Source organism: Dyadobacter subterraneus, from assembly GCF_015221875.1.
In the GTDB taxonomy this organism is placed as follows: domain Bacteria; phylum Bacteroidota; class Bacteroidia; order Cytophagales; family Spirosomataceae; genus Dyadobacter; species Dyadobacter subterraneus.
Genome location: NZ_JACYGY010000003.1, coordinates 23,299 through 46,429, shown reverse-complemented (window position 1 = coordinate 46,429; position 23,131 = coordinate 23,299). Strand labels below are relative to the sequence as shown.

General features: G+C 37.4%; 21 protein-coding genes. All 21 read right to left on the bottom strand.

Features of this window, described 5'->3' with window-relative positions; genetic code table 11:
• Nucleotides 1-112: 112 nt before the first annotated feature.
• Nucleotides 113-1,465, bottom strand: a complete 1,353-nt coding sequence (gene tnpC, locus IEE83_RS32440; protein WP_194124917.1) for an IS66 family transposase — start codon at nt 1,463-1,465, stop codon at nt 113-115.
• Nucleotides 1,466-1,536: 71 nt separating this feature from the next.
• A complete protein-coding gene (gene tnpB, locus IEE83_RS32435; RefSeq protein ID WP_194124916.1) occupies nt 1,537-1,884 on the bottom strand; it encodes an IS66 family insertion sequence element accessory protein TnpB in 348 nt (115 codons plus the stop codon).
• 3 nt (nt 1,885-1,887) lie between these two features.
• Nucleotides 1,888-2,190 (bottom strand): IS66 family insertion sequence element accessory protein TnpA, encoded by a 303-nt coding sequence (gene tnpA, locus IEE83_RS32430; protein ID WP_131962890.1) that lies wholly within the window; start codon nt 2,188-2,190, stop codon nt 1,888-1,890.
• A 23-nt stretch (nt 2,191-2,213) separates the two neighbouring features.
• On the bottom strand, nt 2,214-2,501 hold the full coding sequence (gene tnpB, locus IEE83_RS33695; protein WP_369009362.1) for an IS66 family insertion sequence element accessory protein TnpB: 288 nt from the start codon (nt 2,499-2,501) through the stop codon (nt 2,214-2,216).
• On the bottom strand, nt 2,501-2,794 hold the full coding sequence (gene tnpA / locus IEE83_RS32420) for an IS66 family insertion sequence element accessory protein TnpA (RefSeq protein WP_194124914.1): 294 nt from the start codon (nt 2,792-2,794) through the stop codon (nt 2,501-2,503). Before tnpA (IEE83_RS32420) ends, tnpB (IEE83_RS33695) begins: the two co-directional genes overlap by 1 nt.
• 208 nt (nt 2,795-3,002) lie before the next feature.
• Nucleotides 3,003-4,100 carry a glycoside hydrolase family protein gene (locus tag IEE83_RS32415; RefSeq protein ID WP_194124913.1) on the bottom strand — a complete coding sequence of 366 codons (1,098 nt, stop codon included), beginning with the start codon at nt 4,098-4,100 and terminating at the stop codon, nt 3,003-3,005.
• Nucleotides 4,101-4,221: 121 nt separating this feature from the next.
• Nucleotides 4,222-5,436, bottom strand: coding sequence for a DUF5723 family protein (locus tag IEE83_RS32410; protein WP_194124912.1), 1,215 nt, complete (start codon nt 5,434-5,436; stop codon nt 4,222-4,224).
• A gap of 144 nt (nt 5,437-5,580) precedes the next feature.
• A complete protein-coding gene (locus tag IEE83_RS32405; RefSeq protein WP_194124911.1) occupies nt 5,581-7,170 on the bottom strand; it encodes a capsule assembly Wzi family protein in 1,590 nt (529 codons plus the stop codon).
• 32 nt (nt 7,171-7,202) lie between these two features.
• A complete protein-coding gene (locus IEE83_RS32400; protein WP_194124910.1) occupies nt 7,203-7,991 on the bottom strand; it encodes a WecB/TagA/CpsF family glycosyltransferase in 789 nt (262 codons plus the stop codon).
• 94 nt (nt 7,992-8,085) lie between these two features.
• Nucleotides 8,086-9,825: a right-handed parallel beta-helix repeat-containing protein gene (locus IEE83_RS32395; RefSeq protein WP_194124909.1), complete on the bottom strand. Its 1,740-nt coding sequence runs from the start codon at nt 9,823-9,825 to the stop codon at nt 8,086-8,088.
• A 132-nt stretch (nt 9,826-9,957) separates the two neighbouring features.
• On the bottom strand, nt 9,958-11,004 hold the full coding sequence (locus IEE83_RS32390) for a glycosyltransferase family 4 protein (protein ID WP_194124908.1): 1,047 nt from the start codon (nt 11,002-11,004) through the stop codon (nt 9,958-9,960).
• Between the two features lie 200 nt (nt 11,005-11,204).
• Nucleotides 11,205-11,687: a serine O-acetyltransferase gene (locus IEE83_RS33375; protein ID WP_194124907.1), complete on the bottom strand. Its 483-nt coding sequence runs from the start codon at nt 11,685-11,687 to the stop codon at nt 11,205-11,207.
• Complete coding sequence (locus IEE83_RS32380; RefSeq protein ID WP_194124906.1) at nt 11,650-12,789, bottom strand: glycosyltransferase; 1,140 nt, start codon at nt 12,787-12,789, stop codon at nt 11,650-11,652. The genes IEE83_RS33375 and IEE83_RS32380 overlap by 38 nt, the downstream gene beginning before the upstream one ends.
• A gap of 116 nt (nt 12,790-12,905) precedes the next feature.
• A complete protein-coding gene (locus tag IEE83_RS32375; RefSeq protein ID WP_194124905.1) occupies nt 12,906-14,090 on the bottom strand; it encodes a glycosyltransferase in 1,185 nt (394 codons plus the stop codon).
• A gap of 59 nt (nt 14,091-14,149) precedes the next feature.
• Complete coding sequence (locus tag IEE83_RS32370) at nt 14,150-15,430, bottom strand: hypothetical protein (RefSeq protein WP_194124904.1); 1,281 nt, start codon at nt 15,428-15,430, stop codon at nt 14,150-14,152.
• A 4-nt stretch (nt 15,431-15,434) separates the two neighbouring features.
• Nucleotides 15,435-16,739: an oligosaccharide flippase family protein gene (locus tag IEE83_RS32365; RefSeq protein ID WP_194124903.1), complete on the bottom strand. Its 1,305-nt coding sequence runs from the start codon at nt 16,737-16,739 to the stop codon at nt 15,435-15,437.
• Between the two features lie 102 nt (nt 16,740-16,841).
• Nucleotides 16,842-17,855 carry an NAD-dependent epimerase/dehydratase family protein gene (locus tag IEE83_RS32360; protein ID WP_194124902.1) on the bottom strand — a complete coding sequence of 338 codons (1,014 nt, stop codon included), beginning with the start codon at nt 17,853-17,855 and terminating at the stop codon, nt 16,842-16,844.
• Between the two features lie 55 nt (nt 17,856-17,910).
• Nucleotides 17,911-19,053 (bottom strand): GDP-mannose 4,6-dehydratase, encoded by a 1,143-nt coding sequence (gene gmd, locus IEE83_RS32355; RefSeq protein WP_194124901.1) that lies wholly within the window; start codon nt 19,051-19,053, stop codon nt 17,911-17,913.
• 49 nt (nt 19,054-19,102) lie between these two features.
• Entirely contained in the window at nt 19,103-20,044 is a 942-nt protein-coding gene (gene fcl, locus IEE83_RS32350) for a GDP-L-fucose synthase (protein WP_194124900.1), read from the bottom strand.
• 47 nt (nt 20,045-20,091) lie between these two features.
• Nucleotides 20,092-21,096, bottom strand: coding sequence for a mannose-1-phosphate guanylyltransferase (locus tag IEE83_RS32345; protein ID WP_194124899.1), 1,005 nt, complete (start codon nt 21,094-21,096; stop codon nt 20,092-20,094).
• Nucleotides 21,097-21,278: 182 nt separating this feature from the next.
• Nucleotides 21,279-22,604, bottom strand: a complete 1,326-nt coding sequence (locus IEE83_RS32340) for a UDP-glucose dehydrogenase family protein (RefSeq protein ID WP_194124898.1) — start codon at nt 22,602-22,604, stop codon at nt 21,279-21,281.
• Nucleotides 22,605-23,131: the final 527 nt, after the last annotated feature.

Sequence of the window (23,131 nt, the reverse complement as noted above, 5' to 3'; positions counted from 1 at the left end):
CAGCAGCTATACCACGATAATTTCAAAATATTATGTCAAGTGAAAAGGTAATCAATAAGCCTTGATTTGATCCCAATGGCCATTTTTTAGTAAAGCTTTACATAACCCTTAGCTATGCATAACCCAGGGCAATGGGCCTAATTGCATTCTCAACCAGATTATTATCGATTTGTAAATCTCCATGAAGCGCGTATAGTCTCATACTTTCCATCAGTGGAAGCGCATATCCCATCGCCTTTCCAATAGGGCTCTGTGGTAGTACTTTGGGATACTCCTGCTGCATCCATTCGTTTAATTGAGTAAGTATCGGCAGGGCTTGCGTCATCCTTCTTTCAACAATCTCACCTTCACTGAGCAGTGCCGTATGTTCACGGATTTCCTTTTCAATCCCGTAAAGTTGACCTATAGTTCCGACTGCCCAACTTGCTCTTTCGCTGTCATATTTAACCGCTTCATCGAAGTGACGGCGGATATGGGACATACAAAAGTAATGAAAGATGGATTGATTTTTCTCAAAAAGGCTCTGATACACATTGTATCCATCAGTCTGGATTACGCCGGAAAAGTCTTTCAATATTCTTTCCGGCCCGGTTTTATTGCGGCCCGGACAATAGTCAAAGAAGACAAGTCCATCCGCAGGCGCATGATAAGCCCACAGGTAGCCCTTGTGAGAACTCCCTTTCTTTCCACTGTTTTCCAGTACCTGTATGCTGGTCTCGTCAATCTGTAAATACAGATTAGCCAACACTTCACGTTTCAAAGCGTTATAGATCGGTTCCAGGGATTTACATGCTGCATTGGTATTATCCGTTAATGTCGAAGGCGGAATTTTCATTCCTATCCGCTCGAAGATCTGTTTTTGCCGGTACAACGGAAGGTGATCCACGAATTTACCGGTAAGAAGATGTGCAAGGACGGATTCATCAAAAAGACCTCGTTTGATTGTCCGGGAGGGTATTGGTGCAATCAGTACACCTTTTGCATCTGAGTTAACAGGATCTTTCAATGCCCACTTACGGCGGATAATTCTTTGAACACGAAAGCAGGCAGGGACCATTACCAGTATTTCAGTCACCTCCTGGCCGATTACTTTATAATCAGTCAGATCACCTTGTGGATCGATGATGATTTCTTCTCTTTCCAGGTCGCCTGGCAATACCATTCTGCTGCGCCCTGCTTTCAGACGCTTTTCACCTTGGTTGTCCTGCTCCTGGTCAAGATTCTTAGTTTCCTTAACTGTAAGTTCTTCCGAGTTTTGTATATCCTCAAATGTAGCACCCAACGGAAACAGGTCGAGTTGGCCTTCAAGATGTTTTTTGACTCTGTTATCGGATCTTATTCCGAAAAGTTTTCTGCGCAATTCATTAGCATCCAACAGCGCCAGCCTAAGTTTTTGCTCGGTCTGCTCCAGCTTCTGCTGGGCCTGTTCGTATAACAATTTATAGTCTGGTTCGGCTGTGGTCATACTATAAAAATACGCAAAAAAAGTGGCTTATCAACGTGTGAAGGCCACTTTCTAAAAAATATTATGCGCTTTTAATAGGTGGACAGTTGTTTATAACGCTTGCGCAGCTGAACGGATTTTAACTTAACACCTTGTAAAATCAGCGACAGTTCCCTTGTAGAGATCAGTAATTTTTTATCTGACGGGCGCTCGAAGGTACCTGCCTCTAATCGTTTTGAATAGAGTGCGTAGCCGTCGCCATCCCACTGTAGCAGGCGCACCTGATTAGCCCGTTTTCCGATAAATACAAAGACATCACCTGATAGCGGGTTCAGCTTTAAACCGTTCTGTACCAGACCTGCGAGCGAATAGAATCCGCAGCGCATATCCACAGGGTGGTTGTACAAGAAGTAACGTGTCGAAGAAGATAAAGACAGCATCGGTTAAGCCAGTAATGCTTTTACCCATGCGGGCTCTGGTAACTCATAGAAAATCAGCGCACCTTTATCAGTTAGCCGTAGTTCGGCAAGTGGTTGAGAAGACTTTACTTCGATCTTATCAACTTTCATTTCAATGAACTCATGCTTGGGAAGAGCACTGGCTTTAAACTTTTTGGCCCAATACCAGAATGTCGAATACTTGATTGATTCCTGCTCGCAGAATACACGAGCACCTTTGCCGCTACTTTTCCATCGAAGATAGAGCTGGCGATATCGTTGTTGGGATTTGTGTTGTTCTTTTTTCATATCCCAAAGCTCACTATTGGTGATCAGCCTTGAAAGATGGATATAGGCGATTGCTTACGACCATCCATTGCTTTGGGTAGAGAAAACGTTCCTTTTTCAAGTCGTTTATAATACAAAACAAAGCCCCCGTTTTCCCAATGAAGCAATTTGATATGGGTCCGGGGTCGGTTCAGAAAAACGAATACTTCACCGCTTGTGGGATTGCGGCCCAGCTCTGTGTTTACCAGGTCACAGAGCCCGTCAAATGCCTTACGCATATCACAGCGGCCCTGATAAAGAAAATAGCGGTGCGATGAACTCAGACTGAACATCAGTAGAGCTTGATCAGTTGGGAAAGCATAGCCAGGTCTCTCCCTTCGTAACTTACCTCCACGCCATTTGGGTAGATAATCCGGCAAGAATCACTTGATACCGATTGTCGGCCGGATATCTGAACAAAGCCACCTACCTTTTCGGCGGTCAACCGTGCGGCCAACTTTTCCTTCACCGACCAGTAGCCGAACTTGGCTACTGTAATGCCGTGTGGCTTGCAAAATTCACTTTGACTTACGCCACTCTCACGCCATTCCCTTACTAATTTGAACATTTCTTCTGACTGATCCATTTCGATTGGTTTTTAAGTCAAAAGTAAAAACCGCATTCTTGATAAGAAATATGTGGTTCATAGGCTGTTTACGATATTCTTAGCCCTTTCCAATTTTGGTGAGAGGGTTAGGCATTATGGATCACAATAAATAAAAGCTGGTTATAATGTTTAAGAATAATTAATTTTTCAAAATCCATACGAGCAAAAACATACAAAAAATCTAAACTTATAAGGCATAATTGTTTACGTATCTTACAGTTATCCAAGTGTTCTCTGCATCATGTTCCCATCCTTGATTATCTGCCGAAGCAGCAAAAATATACTTTGGCCTATTTTTTAACAATAATAGCTGTGGTCTTTCTAGTGAACCTAGAGTTTTTGTTTCTAGATTTGACCAAGAGATTGTTCTTGAATATGCCTTAGGTGTAATAGCTAGCATCCAATTTCTACAATCTTTTGAAATCAAGCGAACCCCAGCGTGTTTTTCACCAGTTAATTCTCCGGTCATGTCCTTTGCAATAATTTCAAAATTGTCTTTGTTTAACCATAAATATGGATCCTCTATATTAAAATCTCCTATTGGCCCATTACTTATTCGACGGAAAGAGTCTTTTAGTGATTTTGCAATAGCAATCCCCACTCGCAGTCCCTTTGGAGTATTTGACCGATATGCAAGTACTATATTACCATTTGCAAGTATGCAAGGTGAAGGATTGGTTACTATGGTGCTATCCCAACTTCCTGACTTTGGAGCTAATATAGGAGTATTAAGCCGATGCCAGGGTCCTCCAATTGCTTTGGCGGTTGCCATCCCAATTCTGATGTTTTGATAGACGTCACTTTCGTATTTGTACATTAATTGTTCCACCGTCGGACAGACGCCTTTGTAGGTTGACCCAATATAAAAAAGTACAAACTGATCCCCAATTTTACAGATTGTAGGATTGTGTGTCATGCGTCCGTCAAAATAACCTTCTACTCGGTTTGGTAGCACTACTTCTTGAAACGTGTATGGCCCTTCTGGTTTGTCGGCTGATGCTCTAACAATTTCTGAGTAATGAAGATAACCATTTCTGAAAGGGAATTTCTTTGGCCATCTGGATGCAAAAAGATGAAATTTGCCATCTTCTGTCTGGATAGCGGATCCGTCCCATACCCAATAGTCTTTCATTTTAAATCCTCCTTCAACAATCCCTCCGCCAATATTTAATGAAGCACCCAAATGGTCATTCTTTAGCAACTGACTAAAAAAATAAATCGCAAAAGAAGCAGACATGATAAACAGAGACCTCATGGCTTTTTTAAGAATTTTTTTTTTTATCATTGTATAAAGCTTATTAGCTAGCTAAACGATCAAAATACGAGATTGTGAATAAAATAGTAAGATAGACTTCTCCAACTAAAAAATTAAAACTAATAGATGACTTATGATTACACAACTGATTTTAATGACTTAACAATTCAATTCCTAGGTGCATATCGATCTGACGGGATTCTATTATGGAAGATATAACACTGTTACTTCCTATAAATATCCCCTTATATGCAAACCTCGCACCAGCATATACACCTGTATACTTTTGAACCGAAAATGGAATTGAAATGCTAATATTTCTTTTAATCCATTTCGGTATAACTTTTATAACTGAGAAATAGTAAATATTATCAGAATTATTGATAGTATGCATTCCTATCCCAAGCATTGACTCAATATTCCAATTATTGTTTAATTGGTAATCAGCTTGAACTCCAAAGGTAGTAGGTAGACCAATTCGATAAATAGAGTCTGATGAGGACTTCTTTGTAAAAAGATCCGGGTATTTCTCAAAAACCTTTGTCGTTCTACTGAATGAAGAATTTGCAAAGTTGTTATTAAAATATAAGCCTTGATTGCTTGCAATATGGACATCGTATGATTTGCTATAATTCTTATCAGCTTTGTATCGAATAAATCCTAAGTCAGTTAAGGAAACTCCAAGTCTTAATTTATATGGTTTCCCATAAGTATAAGTGAATCCTACGTTCATACCTAAGCTAGCTTTTCCTAACTTAAAAAAATTGCCAACCGTAAACCTATCGAAAAGTTCACCTGCCGTTCTGGTCTTTACAAATCCTGTTGAATTTGTAAGATAGGCTACATCGTCTCTATTTAATTTGATTTCTCCGGTCAGTTGATTTGTCTCGATTGAAGTATGAGAAATACCATTTATATACTTCAAAGTTACCCCCCCTATCAATCGATGTTTTCCAGAGTTTAAAACTTCAAAAGCGCCCATGAAAGCCAGTTCAGAAAATGATACTATATTTGTCCTCATATCCATAGTACGGTCAAGCTGGTATGGATATTCTTGTGATACCTTTATTATTTCACCTATTTCTGACAATAGTCTACCATCCAAGTTCCAAAAGCTAGCAACAGTACGGCTTCTAGTTATGAAGCCATAAGCAAGTTTATTACCTTTACTCACAGTCAATGAGGGACCTGTAAGGTCTATACCAGAAGATCCTATGCAATGGCCTGATGTTCCAATGATATTAGATCTTAACAAATCGGAATTAATATTTGTGTAATTTTGAAGCTTTACTGAGGCCGAATTAGATGAAGTCCATGCATTTACTGACAGAAGATTTAAATTCCATGAATTTTCTTCCGTTTTCATAATAGAGGGGTTGTCCTGGACACTTACAACACCACTGCTCGAAAAAATAGGTTGGGCAACGCTAAGTTTGGCGAAGGAGAGAAAAAACAGAATTGGAACGACGTTCAAATTCAATAGACCATTAATTGAAACTATCATAAATTACTACAGATTCAATGATTTTCTTATATTGAGCGCTAATCCAAAGGAATCGTTTAAGAGCTTTCCTGAATCGATTGCCGCCGAGATACCAATCTGCCAGTTTTTCTGCAAAATCTTATTACATTCAATATATCCTGAAAACTGATTGACCTTTTGAAAATACGGAGGAGGAATTGGCCATCTCAGTTTGTTTCTGGAAGTCCCTAAAGGACTTGTTCCGTAGGTACCATAATTTTGAGAGTATGATAGTTTCGCAAGAAAATTAAGACTACCAATTGCGGCTTCCATGCCAAGATGAAAAGCAATGACTCTATTATTAACAAAGTATTCATCTTCTTTATACCTCAGTCCATTTCGGGCTTCATGACGGGGAGTAATAAGCGGATTACCAATGCCCATCCCTCTATACGACCAACCTTGCAAATACATGAAATTATTATAATATGCTTCATCTCCGGATGGGGTAGGTTTGGACCAGGACTCGCCTGCCTGATTCTTTGAATAAAAATTCTCCAACAAAATCTTTTTCCAGTAGAACTCTCCAGCTCGTATAGTTTTGTTTTTTAAACTAATGCCAGTCAATCCATCCCTTACATTCGCTAAATGAGCAAGTGCGCCGACGTCATAAAATTGTTGCCTATAAACAAACAAATAAAGCTTGTTAAAATCATAGGTCGCCCCAAGGTCAATGGAACCAATCTGATTACCTAATTTAGTATTTGCTCCATTATTATCATACCAAGTTTTACCAACAACAGCGTAGTAAAATGACTGGAATTTTGTCAAGTCAAAGTTCGTGAATATTTTATCTTCGCTTCCAAACATAGTTTGGTGGTTAAATCCTCCAATTAAATTTAATTTCGCGGACGGCTTACCAAGTCGGGCGTAAAACGATTTTTGATGGAAATAGGAATTTACTACGGAAATATTAGTCCGTTGAAAATCACCAATATATGTGGCTATTGGCGTATTACCAAACCAGCCATAAGCGAAGTTTCCTTTAAAAGACAATAGTCCATCCCATATTGGAATGCGCCAATAGTCAGTTACGGCTAATTGAATTTTGGGAATACCCAGCGAATTTCCAGAAACCGAAAATGATCCCAGGGAAAGCGTAGAGTCTACTATGCCCATTATATCCTTCGACCTTCCTCCCTTAAACTCAAAAATTCCAAGACGTGCTTTTAAATAACCTTCAATTAATAGTACCTCTGTATGATTTCCGGTATTAAAACGAGCTTGCGCTCCAGCAGCCCAGTCGAACAACTTACCGCGTTTTTTGGAATCATAGATTTTTGAGATACTCGCTATAAAACCTCCGGAGGTTCCTGATATGGGTGTGCTACCAAATCTATTAGCACGCATCCAATAAGGAACACTTTCATTACTATTAAATCCGGCAAATGCTTCTAATTCAATCCCAACCAAACTCTGACTTTTTGAAGCAATACCGATGGAATCAGTAACTTCTTTTTGAAGGTTACTGATTCCATCCTTTTTATCTACAGGAATCAAAGGCTGAGATAAGACCCAAAAAGGATTTATCAATAATAACAATAAAATTACCGGTAGGATAGGTAGTGGTTGCTTCATGAGAATGATGATAGACGTTGAGACGATTTAATTTAACTCTGCGTTCTGATATTTTTTAAAAAAAATGATTTCATCAATAGCCAAATAAAAATTGAGTTAGTCACTGCATAACGTTTCATCAAGCGGCGAGGCTCTTGTATCAAACGAAACAACCATTCTAGACTAGTTTTTTGGACCCATTCAGGAGCTCGTTTTTGAATTCCAATCATAACCGGCAAGGCTCCACCTATTCCAATCATAGGTATGTTGACTCGTCCTTTCATTGAAGCCATCCATTTTTCTTGTTTAGGACATCCCAAAGCAACAAAGACGATCTTTGCATTACTATTGTTAATTAGTGAAACAACATGCTGCTCTTCCTCAATAGAAAGAGGTCTAAAAGGCGGACTATACATGCCAGCAATTTGAAGTTTGGGGAATCTTTCGGCTAAAAATAAATCAGTTAAGTCCAGCATGTCCTGAGTACCTCCATAAAAATAAACAGGCAAATTGCCAGATTCGGCTTTAAATAGTAAATCAGGTAGTAGGTCCATGCCAGCAACCCGATCCTGAGTAATTCCATGCAGTAATTTCATTCCCCAGGTAAGTGGCATCCCGTCTGGAGTACACATAAATGCCTGGTTAACTATTTTCGCAAAACTGGAATCTTTACTTGCTTCAACTAACATGTGTACGTTTGCTACACAAATATACTCAGACTTTCCAACCTTCATTAGGTTGGTTATTCTTTCTATAAAAGTATAATAATTCCCTAGTGTAATGTCAATACTAAGAAATGAACATTTTTCATACTCTTTTTTATTATATGGTAATGTTTCCATTTTATTCTGATGGTTGAGCATTGCATTGTTACCCGTTAATAAATTATACTCCTAATACTAAAGTGAAGTGAAAATTTATCTTGTCTTCTTTCCACTATTTTATTTTCCTAAGCATTTTTGTCACATCCTTGACGCTAATCGTCCGTCTGAAATCAATTTGTATTCTTTGGTCTACTTTCATGTCATCTACTACGATTGGTAAAGAAGACCTAAAATTATTGATATTATCGCCTTCAAGGCCAATTAGCTTGTTTCGGCTAAAAGAAATAAGTCCTTTTTTATTGAATTGTAGATCATGATCTACAAAAATAATTTTCTTGCAGATGAAGGTATTGTTGTCAATCTTAATGTTATCGGAACGCTGACAACTAATTGTCTGAGAATCATAATTATAGAAAATATTACCTGTAAATGTAATATCTGATGCTATATGACAATGAATTGGAGTGGAAGTGTTGATCACCATATTATTTGTGGCTACGCAATCGCTTGATTTTTCGTCGTAGTAAATTCCTATTTTCATATTATCGTCGCCAATTATATGATTACTATTAAAAACTACATTCCTATGAGATGATGCATAAACTGCGGCACCGTCATTTAAAAATTGCATAACACCTTCAATGGAGCAATTTTCAACCGTCGTAGAATCTCCATTTACTATAATTCCTGAGTAGGGAATATCACTTATAGAAGCTCGGTTTATCCGGGTTTTTTTTCCCGCTAGTATTCCTACCGAGCTTTTAAAAATTGTTCCCACATGGCTTATGGACGTATTTGTAACTTCATTATTACCGTTGCCTGAAAGAAATATTCCGCCCCCGCCGATATTAGTTAGTGTACAATTCGAAATCTTGATTTCCCTTCCGTAAAATTTGATGCCAGATCCAGTTGTTCTTTCTATTTTTAGATTCGTTATTGATATGCCTTCAACGTTATTACCTGAAATCAGAGCATCAATTTCTCTGCCGGCGAAGCCTTCATTTTGAAGTTTATTTGTACCACATAGTAGGCTAAGATCAGAAATAGTAATATTTTTAACTCCAGATTTCATTTCGATGATACTGGAAAATCGTGGTACGATCGCCGTAACATTATTTTTAGTCTCTCCTGCATTTGGCCAATAAAATAATTTTCCGACAGATCTATTTAGATACCATTGGCCCTTTTTTTGCATTCCACTTTCTGTATTCCATATTGTATAAGCATTGTTCCTTTCTTTACTAAACGAGCCAAGAGGAAATGACGCTGGATATATAAACGTAAAAGAATTATTTTCTTTGTCTTGCTCTTTAATACCTAAATAGCTTTCTTCCCATTGATGTTTGATTGTAATTTCAGCATTATTAATGTCAATTGCTCCAAAATCTGTGCTTGAGTACTTTAACACATTTAACTCTTCAAATGAGGGTTTTCTTTCCCAGTACCCGTCTGATGCAGAAAGACCTTTTACAACCCACTTATTTAAATAAATAAAACTGCCAATTTGGGGAATGTGTGCTCTTTCCCGTAAATTACCGTTTATCAGTATCATACGAAAATCCCACGATTTATCCTTCGATTCAGGGATATCAAATTCAAGCCATCCGTTTTGCAGCACTTTGTCTGCTTTTAAAACAGATCCAGCATAAAGCCTCACACGACTACTATCGAAACTTCTTATGCTTAATCCAGAGTCCTGAGCTTCAAGCGTCACATTTACATTGTAATAATCTCCTCCTTTAATTATTATCTGGTTTGCTTTCGTTTTCCTCGATATTAGTAAAGCATTTTGTAAACTTAATACAGGTTCAGATATTGTACCAGGATTTTTATCGTTGCCGTTAGTTGCCATATAAATACTATACTGAGGCCTAGTTTCTGAATAGCTAAATGACCAAATCAGCAGGAATAGTATGACCTTATATTGTTTTAATGCGATTCTCACAAACATATTAATTTATTCAAATTGTAACGATCCAATAGTTTAATCCATTATAGTCGAATAAATTTTATTAACTTTCACTTCTATTGCATCTACCGTAAAGTCTTGTTTAATAATTTTATCTGCATTAATTGAGAGCTTTTTTCGTAATACAGCATCACTAATCAATTCTCTAAGGCAGTTAGTTAGTTGAGCAATGTCACCCGGGTTAAATATCAGCACTTCCTCACGATCTGTGAACACGTCTAAGGTTCCTCCAACAGGTGTCGCTATTGAGGGAATTGAATAAGCCATTGCATCTAAGAGAGCCATAGGAAAACCTTCGGCATAGCTTGGCAAACAAAAAATTGATGATAGTAAAAATAATTTCTCTTTCTCAACACCATCCACCCAGCCTTTAAAGATAACTTTCTGATCTACATGCAATTTTTTTGCCAGTAATAATCCTTCATTTATCTCTCCATTCCCAGCGAATACCAGAGTCCAGTCTGGAAATTCCGGAGAAATATTGGCAAATGCCTTTAAAAGATCAGAATACCCCTTTCTGGCATTCAAGGTACCTGCAAATAAGATATGGGGCAGCCTATTGGTATCGTCAGCAGTAGTGCGTTTTTGTGGAGACACGCTGGGATTATACACTATTGTTATTTTTAATCCTAGACCCAAGCTTTTCTCAAGTGCATCTTTCCAAACTTGCGACAGGACGATTATACGGTCTGCCCGTGAAAACATGAACTTATAAATTATTCTAAAATTTCCATTTATCGTTGATTCAGGCGCATATGCATGGAAATGAAGAATTACTTTTTTTTTCATCAGATATGCAGGTATAAAAAAAAATATTTTTCTAACAGCGGAAACTGGTTGGCTTAAATGAATATGAACTATTTGAGCTGATGGAAGTTGAAATAAATAATTTGTAATAGCTTTTATAAAAAAAAGTAGCTTTAGCAGTAAGCCTCGATCTATTTGAGACTCTACCCAATAACAATTCCAGTTTTTCCAAAGGCTCATTTTTGAATAAGCATTAACAACTGCAGTTATTCCACCTCTCGTTTTTCTACTAGGAGCGATTACAATCACTTTCATTTCATTAAAAATTAAATTTAGTTATAGATTATGATTATAAAAGTTTAATTCAAATTGCGAGTTAACAAATCAAAAATTTCAGATTCTATCTATTTATAGAATATCTTGAATAATGGTCTATCAGTATTTTTTAATTTATTATGTAATATTATGAGCACACTTAGCTACAAAATATTGATATAATTTATTTCTAAAATATACTAGATTTGCTTAATAATTTTACCCGGCTGGCCGACAACTATCGAGTTTGCTGGAATGCTTTTAACAACAACAGTGCCAGCACCAATAATTGAGTTTGATCCAATATTGATATTTCCAATTACAACACAGTTGGCTCCAATCTCAACGTTACTTTCAATAATTGGTGAAGGTCCACCAGGTTTCGTATTGCCGATTGTGGTGTTTTGTCGGACGGTGACATTATTAAGAATAATAGTATTTTCGTTAATAACTAGCCCCTGACCATGAAACACTTGAAATCCTCGGCCAATAACTGTAGTATCGGGAATGTCAATCCCAAATACCCATTGTATAAGAATTTTGTAAATCATTCGAATAGGAAAGCCAATAATTTTAAGTAGTATACTTTTGGCGAAAAAGGAGCTAGTTCTAAATGCAAGGATAAAGATAGCTCCTTTTGTATTATTACGACATATTTTTAGGTCGTACAACAAATTTTCCATTTTTCATAAGTGTTTGATAAAGCTTGATGTATTCATTAATCATTTTTTCAAAACTGAATTCAGAACGAATTTTATTTAAGCCAGCCCCACCTAGTTTCATATTCATATCTTTATCATCTATAAGATTATTAATTGACCTAGCTAGGCTTTCCTCTGATTTTGGATCAATCAGATAACCTGTTACGCCATCATCAACCAACTCGGTTGTACCTCCATCTCTGGTAGCTATAACTGCTTTTCCAGAAGCCATATATTCTAATATAGAGTTTGAGATACCTTCGGCGTGTACTGCTGGATTAGAAAGTAACACTCCAATATCAAAGTGTTCAACGAACGCTTCAACATTAACAATTCTACCTGGAAAAATAAGTTGGTGATTATCTTTATATAGTTGCTTAAAATGCTCTAAATCTTTTCCTTCTCCAATGGCTACAAAAAGAATATTTGGCCGTTGCACTGAAATTGTGTTTGCAACGCTTAGAAAGGTGGCATAATCTTTACTGGTATCAAAACGAGCAACCATTCCTATAACTTTGGGACTTTCAATTTGCATATTTTCACTTCCAACAATAGATTCCAAAGATACCGAAGTCTTGTTTTTGGTGAATCTATTCAAATCAATACCGTTATAAATTACATAACCTTTCGATCCTATTTTATAAGCTCTCAAGCCAGCAGCACTATTCGATATAGTAGCAGTAGAAATTTTTTTGCTTAAAAAATTAATCAATGTTCTTGCAGATAATTGCGCAGGTGGATGTGCGTCTCTTATAGAACCGTCGATGAATAAAATTTTTTTTCCAAGTAATAGAGGAAACAAATATAGGTTGGTAACAAAGTGCCAAGAGTGAATAACATCGGGTTGAAATCTGCGTATAGTTTCGGATACTCCTTTAAAACTTGTTAAATCGAATGACTTTTTTCTTGGGTACATGTTGATGGTTACCTGAGTCGAGTATATCTCCGGATATTCAATTTCATCAGAAAAAAGCAGAACTTCTACTTTAACATCTTTTTGTTGTGTTAAGCCTTTTACTAGTTCAACAAATTGTCGTTGGGCACCACCGGCCCTAAGTGAATCATTTACAAGAAGAATTTTCATAAATAAATAGTTTAGGCTAAGCGTAGAAAGGGCAGATAGGATTGAAGTTATCGGTCAAATACTTTATTTCAATAGTTCAACTAAATAATATGTCATTTATTATTTTGACTCTACTTCTACATTGAACTAAGTTGAATAAATGATTTAAGCTTCTCAGTGTAGTTTGAATAGTGAAAGTGAGTTTCACCAATCTTTTTTCCTTCATTCCCAACTGTTGTAAGGTGTTCCTTATCATTCAAATTTTGTAATACTGCCAGATATGATTCTACACTATATTCTTCCGCTAAAAATGCCGATTTGGTGTTTTCGAAGTATATGCTAACTTCTCCAACTCTTGTTGAAATAATAGGTCTTCCCGATGCAGAATATTCACTGATCTTGTGAGGAAATCTTGCAATATCCTGAGTAGAGTGGCGTAATGGAATAAGAAGAGCATCAGCTCCCTTATATAAACTAAGTAATTGGTTGTAGGGAATGTTACTAAAAAAAATAATATGATCTTGTAAACCGGTTTCTTTTATTCTATTTTTTATAGTTGTATAATTAGTTGGGCTATCACCCGATATTATCAACACAAGTTTACCCGGATAAGAAATTTGATTTTTAAGCTCACTAAATAAGTCTAATAAAAATAAAATCACATCGGTATATTGAATTGTTCCACAATACATTAAATAGTTATACTTTTCAATGGTCCTTAAAATGTCATCGAATTCTTTAAAGTTTGTAATGGCTGGAATTTTTAAAATTGGTAGCTTAGAATTTTGATTCCTTACATTATTAATTAAAAAATCGCTTATCGCAATAATTGAATCACAGAAATAACTACAATATTGGTCGAACAAATAATCGTTAAATCTAAACATAGCTGTCTGACGCGTTGATATGGAGGACCGTAATTCAACATAAGATAGAATAACCGAAAACTTAAATATTTTAGAAAGTAAATAGTAATAAACAAGCTCAAAAAATGACGGAGTATATACTATTGCTGCTTCGATTTTATGTCTTAGTCTAAAAATAGCTTTTAGCTCGCCTAAAAGGCCAGATATCTTATTAATATTTCTAATTATAAAATTAGACGGGCGATTTAGTATACATGAAGTCTGTATTATAGGTAATCCTTCAAACCAACTTATAACATGAGTATTTGGATTATTTTTGTTAACACTTTCTTTATTGAATATTATAACCTTAAATCCAGCCTCCTTTAAAGCCCAGAAAGTCATCTTGATCCTTTGGGCTGTTGCATTACCCTTAGGAAATCCGGAAACACCGACATGTATAATTAAATCTTTCATTTTAATACTTAGTTGATTGATTGATGGACTAAATAATATTTACATCCAAGAATAAATGGCTAAATAGCTAACCTGCGATTTATAGCTCCGGCTTTCCCAATTTTTGATTTTGAATATTTGAGGAAAGGTAACAGCCAGAAACATAATAAAATTGGCTGTTCGATGATAGAGTAGCTTATTGCTATAAAGATAAATATCAAAACTTCGAGTAGCCTACCTCTGAATTTAAATATTTTGGTAAGATATATTGAAGTCCATGTTAAATTGTAAATGAAAAATATGAACCCAACCAAGCCAAAACGAGCGAGAATCTTACCTATACCAGAAATGGTTGCAATATTAGCTCCAGCCTTCTCTGTCCATCTCTCTTCTGTGTGCCCTCCATATCCAAAAATTGGATTGTTTAGAAAATCGATAAAGTCAATTTGAAATGAGGTGATTCGCTGAGGTGCATATCTACTTTCGTATTCAATTGAGTTTGCAATTAATTCATTAAAATCTTGGTTAGATAAGTCTAAAACTTTTTTTAGCATGAATGGAAGAGATAAAAAGTAAGCCGCTATAATAATAATAAATGGGGCAAGAGCGATGACAAGCTTGGTTTGTTGGTTATATACGTATAATAAAAGTATGATCATTAAAATAGAATATGCAGTGCTAGACTGGGTCGTTAAAATGGTTATTAAAAATACCCAAAATCGTAAATTTCCTTTAACTTTAAAGTTATTAGTGATTAGATTAGCATATAGCGCTAAACATACATAGCATCCAAAGGCACCGGGCTCCCAAGCAAAGCCAGCGTTGCGAGTAACTGAACCTAATTGTTCGTTATTGATAGTATAAATCAGAATATTTACATCAACATTGTCAGTAGCTGGTTTGGAAAACGGAATCGCATTCAGAAGCGATATAAATGGACCGGGTATCAGGACATGAAGTAGCCAAAATATAATTGAGGTGATACAAAGAAAATAGAGGATATTTTGATATACCAATAAGAATTTTTCACCTAATAAATTGATAATAACATAGGCTATTAAAAATGAGGTAACATATATACTAAAGAATCTGGGATGTAATGAATCAAAGATTATACTGGTAATTATAAAATAAACAGAGAATAATATTAGAAATTTATAGAAGTTTGATGACAACCTTATTCTTTTATTAATCAAACAAAATAAAGCAACTGTTACGGGAAGCAATAAACCGAGCAGCTCTTCCCATGTTTCCAGAGACCGTACAAATGTTGTTGCTCCGCCGGCATAAATTATCATTAGACCTGTAAGTATATAGCCGGCTTTGTTTTTTTTGAAAGGAACTCTATTTTGAAATAGCATACGTCTAATTTTTAATTATTTGAAGGATCTTATCATGCTTCGCTCTTGTATAATATAAATAGTATAAAAGCATGCAAATAAAATAGGTTATCCCGCTAATCATTCTGGCATAAACTGCCCCATTTTCACCAAAATTCGGTATGAGAGAAAAGTTGGCAATAAGCGTCACAATTCCAACTATTACGGAACTGTTTCTCAAAATTTTCCCTTGACCATGAGACCCCAGAAATCTATTGTAAAAATCAGCCATGCCATGGAAAATAATTCCAATGCTAACCACAAAATTTAAATAAATAACCGGTTGAAAACTTGCTCCATAGAAATGATTTATAAACGGAGGAATAATCAGCCAAAGGATTAGTAATGAAACTATACTGAGGGAAGCTGTAAATAAAAGTAGTTTCCTAGGAATAAAGGGGCTTTTAGAAAATTCTTTATACTGTGTAGTCGCAATGGTATTTGGAATAAATAATAAAGGAGTTGAAAATGCCATCGCTAATGAGAAAAATCCTACACCTGAATTATCTAATCCGAAATAGCTGATTAGGATTCCGGTCATCTGAGACAGTCCAACGGAGAATACAGTTCCCCAATAGACATCTAAACCAAATGATTTATTGTAAATCCACAAAGACTTGATCCGATTTATTAAATTCGAAAACTTTGGACCAATCTTGTATATTGTATACACATAGACAATAATTTGGGTACCTATATAGAATTGCCAAATTAGTAAAACTTTATCGTAGAAAGAATCTCTGTAAAAATGTTGTATACCAACTACTGCCAGTAAAAATCCCACCTTAGGTACTAGCCTAACAATCGATAACAATGTGATCTTATTATCCGCTTGAAATAATACTTCAAAATAATTTAAAATTAAATATATCCAGCTAAATGGTATGAGGATCTGCAGGATACTGTCAAGTTTCTTGTTCTGAATATTGGTATCCAGAATCGAATAAGCGAACAACCCAATTGACATTAAAATAGACAGAGAAATAGTTATTACCAATGTCGCGCCATATATTTCCTTAATATCATCTGCTTTGTGCGTTGTTACTATGGCACGATTTGCAGCTTGGAAAAAGCCAAATGTAAATAAAACTACAAAAAAGGTAAAAATATTATTTATGAACTGATAATCTCCATATGCATTGGCTCCCAAGTAGCTAGTAACAAGCATATTGGTAAGTATCCCGAGAGGTATACTGGCAACGTTGATCGAATATAAAAGAATTATCTGCCTTAGTTTCGCAGATTTTAGGTATTGAGCCAATTTTGATATAATAGGCTGGGATATAGCCATTCCTAACTTTATTTACTAATTGTAGTATATACCTAACAAGAATTTAACTGTTAGGTTATTAATGTAGTCTGAGATTATTAACATATCCTTGTAGAAAAGTTTTCAAATAGTATTGAAATGGCTTTTGTACCATGTAGCAAACTTATTTAAACCTTTTTGAAGAGTCATTTCTGTTTTGTACCCAGTAATTTTTTCGAGTTGATTTTGATCAGCCCAAGTTTTTGGGACATCTCCGGGCTGCATCGGCATATAATTTTTTAAGGCCGGTTTGCCTAATCCGGTTTCCAACTCACTAATAAATTCCATCAGATTAACTGGTGAACCGTTTCCGATGTTTAATACCCGATATTTTGGACTAATGTCAAAATCAGTTAGAGTTGTTTTTATAACACCATTTACTATGTCTCCTACGTAAGTAAAATCACGCTGCATATCTCCATTATTAAAAACCTTAATTGGTTTACTATCCGAAATTGCCTTTGCAAACAGCATGGGAGCCATATCCGGTCTTCCCCATGGTCCATAAACTGTAAAGAACCTAAGGCAGGTTACGGGAATGTCATACAAATGGCTATACGCATGGGCCATTAACTCGTTACTCTTTTTGGTGGCTGCATATAAACTTACAGGCGAATCTACTTTGTCGTCCTCTGAAAAAGGAATTTTTGCATTTGCCCCGTATACTGACGACGAAGAGGCATGAACCAGATGTTTAACAGGGAAGTATCTACAAGCTTCTAAAATATAATGAAAGCCTACGATATTAGACTGTACGTATACATCAGGATTTTCAATGGAATAACGAACGCCCGCCTGTGCCGCCAGATTTATAACATAGTCAAAATTTTCTGACTGGAAAAGGCTGAAAAGCTGTTGCTTATCTTCCAAGTTCATACGGATAAAACGGTATGAAGAACTACTACTGCTCTGAGTTGGGTGATACCATCTAATATCATCCTGATCAATACCAGCTTTTTTTAATCTTGCATATTTTAACTGAGGAGAATAGTAGTCGTTGATGTTATCTAAACCGATCACTTCAAACCCATCTAACAATAATTGATTTACTGTGTGAAAGCCTATAAAGCCGGCAGCACCTGTAACTAAAACTTTCATAATGGAGAATTTAGAAAATTACCAGCCTAATCTAGGCTGGTATCAACTTCATATGTTATTCAAAATAATTCAAAATACCAAAACCTTCTTTCAGCAATAACTGGTCTTTCTGAAACAGGCGAAGATCCGAAGTAGCCATGTCTTCAATAAGCATGTCCAGGGTATGTTTTGGTTTCCACCCCAATTTTTCATCGCATTTTCCTGGGTTACCGATCAGCAGTTCTACTTCAGTAGGGCGGTAGTATCTTGGATCGATCTTCAGTATGGTAGTTCCAATTTTCAAATGTTCGCCCGCTGTGATACCAAGCTGTTCAAGACGTGCTGTGTCAATGGCTGATATTGTTCCAACTTCATCTTCTGCTTCGCCGGTAAAAGTTAATTCAACACCTAAGAATGCGAATGTTTTACGGATAAACTCACGAACACGGGTGGTTACGCCGGTAGCAATAACAAAGTCTTCCGGTTTTTCCTGCTGAAGGATTAGATACATTGCTTCAACGTAGTCTTTGGCATGTCCCCAGTCACGCTGCGAATCGATGTTACCCATATACAGGCAATCCTGTAACCCCAAAACGATCTTTGCAGCCGCTCTTGTAATTTTACGTGTTACAAAGGTTTCTCCGCGTAGCGGCGACTCGTGGTTGAAAAGGATACCGTTACAGGCAAACATTTCATAAGCCTCACGATAGTTAACTGTGATCCAGTAAGCGTACATTTTCGCAACCGCATAAGGTGAGCGCGGGTAGAAGGGCGTAGTTTCCGATTGTGGTACCTGCTGTACCAGACCGTATAATTCGGAAGTGGATGCCTGGTATATCTTTGTTTTTTTGGTCAGTCCTAACAACCGGACAGCTTCAAGGATACGAAGCGTACCGATACCATCTGCATTGGCAGTATATTCCGGCATTTCAAAACTTACCTGAACATGGCTCATCGCCGCCAGGTTGTAGATCTCATCGGGCTGTACTTCCTGGATTATACGGGTCAGGTTCATCGAGTCGGTCAGGTCACCATAATGCAGGATAAAACGAGCATTGTCTACGTGTGGATCCTGATAAAGGTGATCGATACGATCCGTGTTGAATAACGAACTTCTGCGTTTAAGACCATGTACAATATAACCTTTGCTTAAAAGAAGTTCACTCAGATAAGCGCCATCTTGGCCAGTTACTCCGGTAATTAGGGCTACTTTTGTCATTTTTTTGAGGTTTGGCTTTCAGCTTTCAGCTTTCGGCAGTTGGTATATGTTAAACTTGGTAAACTTCCCGGTTTTTAAGGAAATCCTGATATGCAAGGGCAACGCCTTCAGGTAATTCTATTGTATGTTTCCAGCCCTGGTTATGAAGTTTGGATACGTCCATGAGTTTACGTGGGGTCCCGTCAGGTTTGGAAGTATCCCATTTTATTTCTCCTTCATAACCTGTGGTTTTAGCTACCAGTTCTGTAAGTTCTTTGATACTAAGATCCTCGCCGGTTCCTACATTTATCAGTTCTCTGCCGCTGTACGTTTCCATGATATATAAACAAGCCGCTGCCAGATCATCGGCAAACAGAAACTCGCGTTTGGGAGATCCTGTTCCCCAGGCCTCTACAAAAGGTTTGTTTTCTTCTTTTGCTTCATGAAATTTGCGGATCAGGGCAGGGAGTACATGGGAATTTTTTAAATCATAATTATCACCATATCCGTAGAGGTTGGTAGGCATTACGCTGATAAAATTACTGCCATACTGATCGTGGTATGCCTCGCACAATTTAATCCCAGCTATTTTGGCAATGGCGTAGGGTTCGTTGGTTTCTTCAAGTAATCCGGTTAAAAGATATTCTTCCTTCAATGGCTGTGGTGCCAGCTTTGGGTATATGCAGGACGAACCCAGGAACATTAGCTTTTTTACTCCGTATACATGCGCCTGATGTATAATGTTTGCTTCGATCATCAGATTCTCATAGATGAAATCTGCGCGATATGTATTGTTCGCTACAATACCACCCACCTTAGCTGCTGCCAGAAATACGTATTCCGGTTTTTCGGTTGCAAAAAAGTCAGCAACCGCCTGCTGGTTGCGAAGGTCAAGCTCAGAAGAGGTGCGGGTCAGAATATAGTCGAACCCTTTGGCGCGCAAGGCTCTTTCAATGGCGGATCCCACCATGCCTCGATGTCCGGCTATGTAAATTTTTGAGGATGATTGCATAGTCTTATCTTATTTTATCAATTATTTAACCTCTGGTTCCGCTGCGTTTAATTCACCAGTTCAGGCTTTTCTAGTTCTAGTCTTTCGTATATCTTCTTCACATCCTGTGAACTTGTTTTGGCAAGTACAAGTATAGCGTCACTGGTTTCAACTAAAACGATGTTGGTCACACCTAAAAACTCAACATGTTTTTCGGATCCTACCACACAGTTGTTGTCTTTAAAACGGTGTATTTCTCCCTGACTTTCCCAGTGTTCCCAGATGGACTCAAAAGATCCCAAATCCGACCATCCAAAACTGGATTGAATGACTTTGATTTTTTCTGAGCGCTCCATAACGGCGTAGTCGATGCTTTTTGATGGAATTAACATCGTTTGGGTTTCTGGGAGCAAACCACCTACACCACCTTCGAAGCAGCGAAGGGATTTTTCCAGGATGGCTGGTTCAAATTTGCTTAGTTCATCAAGATAAATACCGGCTTTAAAGCAAAACATACCACTGTTCCACAAAAAACTGCCTGAATTTATAAATTCCTTAGCTGTATTTTCGTTAGGCTTTTCTCTGAAGGATACCACTTCGTTACCGGAGTATTCGATATAGCCGTACCCGGTTTCAGGTTTGGTTGGGGTTATTCCAAAAGTCACCAAGTTCCCTTGTTCTGCCATAGCAACCGCTTTCGATATTGCGTCGGCATAAGCAGCTTCATTAGTGATGATGTGGTCGGATGGGGTTACCAAGAGAATATCATCAGGCTGAGATGCAAATGCCGCAAAAGCAATAGCTGCTGCTGTATTACGTGGAGCAGATTCTATAATTTCTGTAAACTCATTGACCCCGGCACGCATCATGTCCGCCTGGGAGAGGAGGTAGTTATCTTTGTTGCCTACTACCAGAGTGCTATTAACAAGCGATTTGCTTCTTTCGACTGTAAGCTGAAAGAGTGATTTTTCTCCAAACATCGGAATGTATTGCTTGGGCATTGATTTCCGTGAGACTGGCCATAAGCGGCTACCAACTCCTCCGGATAGTATGACGTGGATAACTTTTGACATTTTTGCTATCAGCTTTCGGCAGTAGGCCTTTGGCTATTTTTTAAGTTAGATAACGTTGAGTATTGATTAATGTAAGAGCAATGTTCCTTCCGCGAAATGTAGTGTTTTCCCTAAACGTGCGGATTTCTACTCCTAAAAATTCTTTTTTGACCGTCTTTGACATCGCTCAGACTGACATTCAACTACACCGACAAAGCAACTGGTTTCACCAATTCTCTTCCTATGCTATAATAGATAAATCCGTTCTCGCGCATTGTTTCGAGTTCATATAGATTCCTTCCATCGAAAATTACTTTTTCTTTTAGAAGTTTACTCATTTTTTCAAAATCCGGTGTGCGGAACTGTGGCCATTCGGTAAATATCATTAGGGCATCCGCATCGTCCAACGCAGCATAAGCAGTATGGCAATATGTTATATTGGGGATTAGTTTTTTGACATTATCCATTGCTTCAGGATCATACACGGTAATGTTTGCCCCTGCATCTATCAGTGCTTTAATGTTTTCCAAAGCCGGAGCTTCACGTATATCATCTGTATAAGGTTTAAAAGCAAGTCCCCATACAGCAATGGTTTTACCTTTGAGATTTCCTTCGAAATACTCACTTACAACCGGAAGCAGCTTTTTCTTCTGATCGTTGTTTACTGACATGACTGAACGCAGAGTTCGAAAGTCGTAGCCGTAATCCAAAGAGGTTTTAGCCAGGGCTTGCACATCCTTGGGAAAACAGCTTCCGCCATATCCTATACCTGCAAAAAGAAAACGCTTTCCGATTCGGCTGTCTGTACCTATACCACGGCGAATATCGTCTACATTCGCACCAACCTTTTCGCAAAGGTTGGCGATTTCGTTCATGAAGGTAATTTTCAAAGCTAGGAATGAATTGGCTGCGTATTTGGTCATTTCGGCTGAACGTTCGTCCATAAATATCACCGGGTTTCCCTGGCGAACTAGCGGGGCATAAAGTTTCTCCATAACCTTTTTCGCCCTATCCGAGGTCGTACCGACTACGACACGGTCCGGCTTCATAAAGTCTTCCACGGCCACACCTTCACGAAGAAACTCTGGATTGGATACCACGTCAAAATCAACGGTTGCTTTAGCGACGATAGCTGCATGTACCTTCTCGGCAGTTCCTACAGGAACAGTGCTTTTATCGATTATTACCACGTAATGGCCCAGTATAGGTCCCAGGTCATTTGCGACACCTAGGATATATTTCAAATCAGCTGATCCGTCCTCACCGGGAGGAGTAGGCAGTGCAAGAAAAATTACCTCCACATCTTGTATCCCTTCCAACAAGTCAGTAGTGAATTTAAGGCGCCCTTCAGCAATATTACGGTCAAAAAGCACATCTAGGCCAGGCTCATAAATTGGAATTTCTCCTTTTTGAAGACGTGCTACTTTTTCTCTATCAATATCTACACATGTTACCTGGTTTCCTGTTTCAGCAAAACATGTTCCTGTTACTAGTCCAACGTAACCTGTGCCAATAACTGCAATTTTCATATTAAAAATTTTTTAAGAATCAGGACAAAATATTTTTCACAACCCTAAATTGTTTGATTGTAAGAAGTACCGGTATTTCTTATGATTATTGTTTGTGAAGGCAGATGACACCATTCATTCAAGCTGCATAATCAACAGCCTGTTTCAACAATCTGCAGGCCCGCTGATCAAACTACCCCAGTGGTAAGTTTTGGTATCCAGTCCGTCAAGAATCGACATGGGATTGTAGTGATTTAAGTTCATAGGTAATAACGTTAAGTATAGAATGTTTTTATGGTTAAAAATGTGTATTAACGATATTTAACCAGATCGAAAATAAAACTTTTTTAAGATTGAATCAACATTTTCTTCTGAAAATATGAAATATCCAATAAAAGCTTTTTTAAGTTTATAACAAAAAAATTTGCATGATAGAATTGGGTAGCTGACCATTCAAAGCCCTTAATGTACACGAACTTTGAGCCCAATGGGATATTGATTGCAGCATAAATCGCCGAAAAATCAAATATCCCAATTTTAATAAGGCT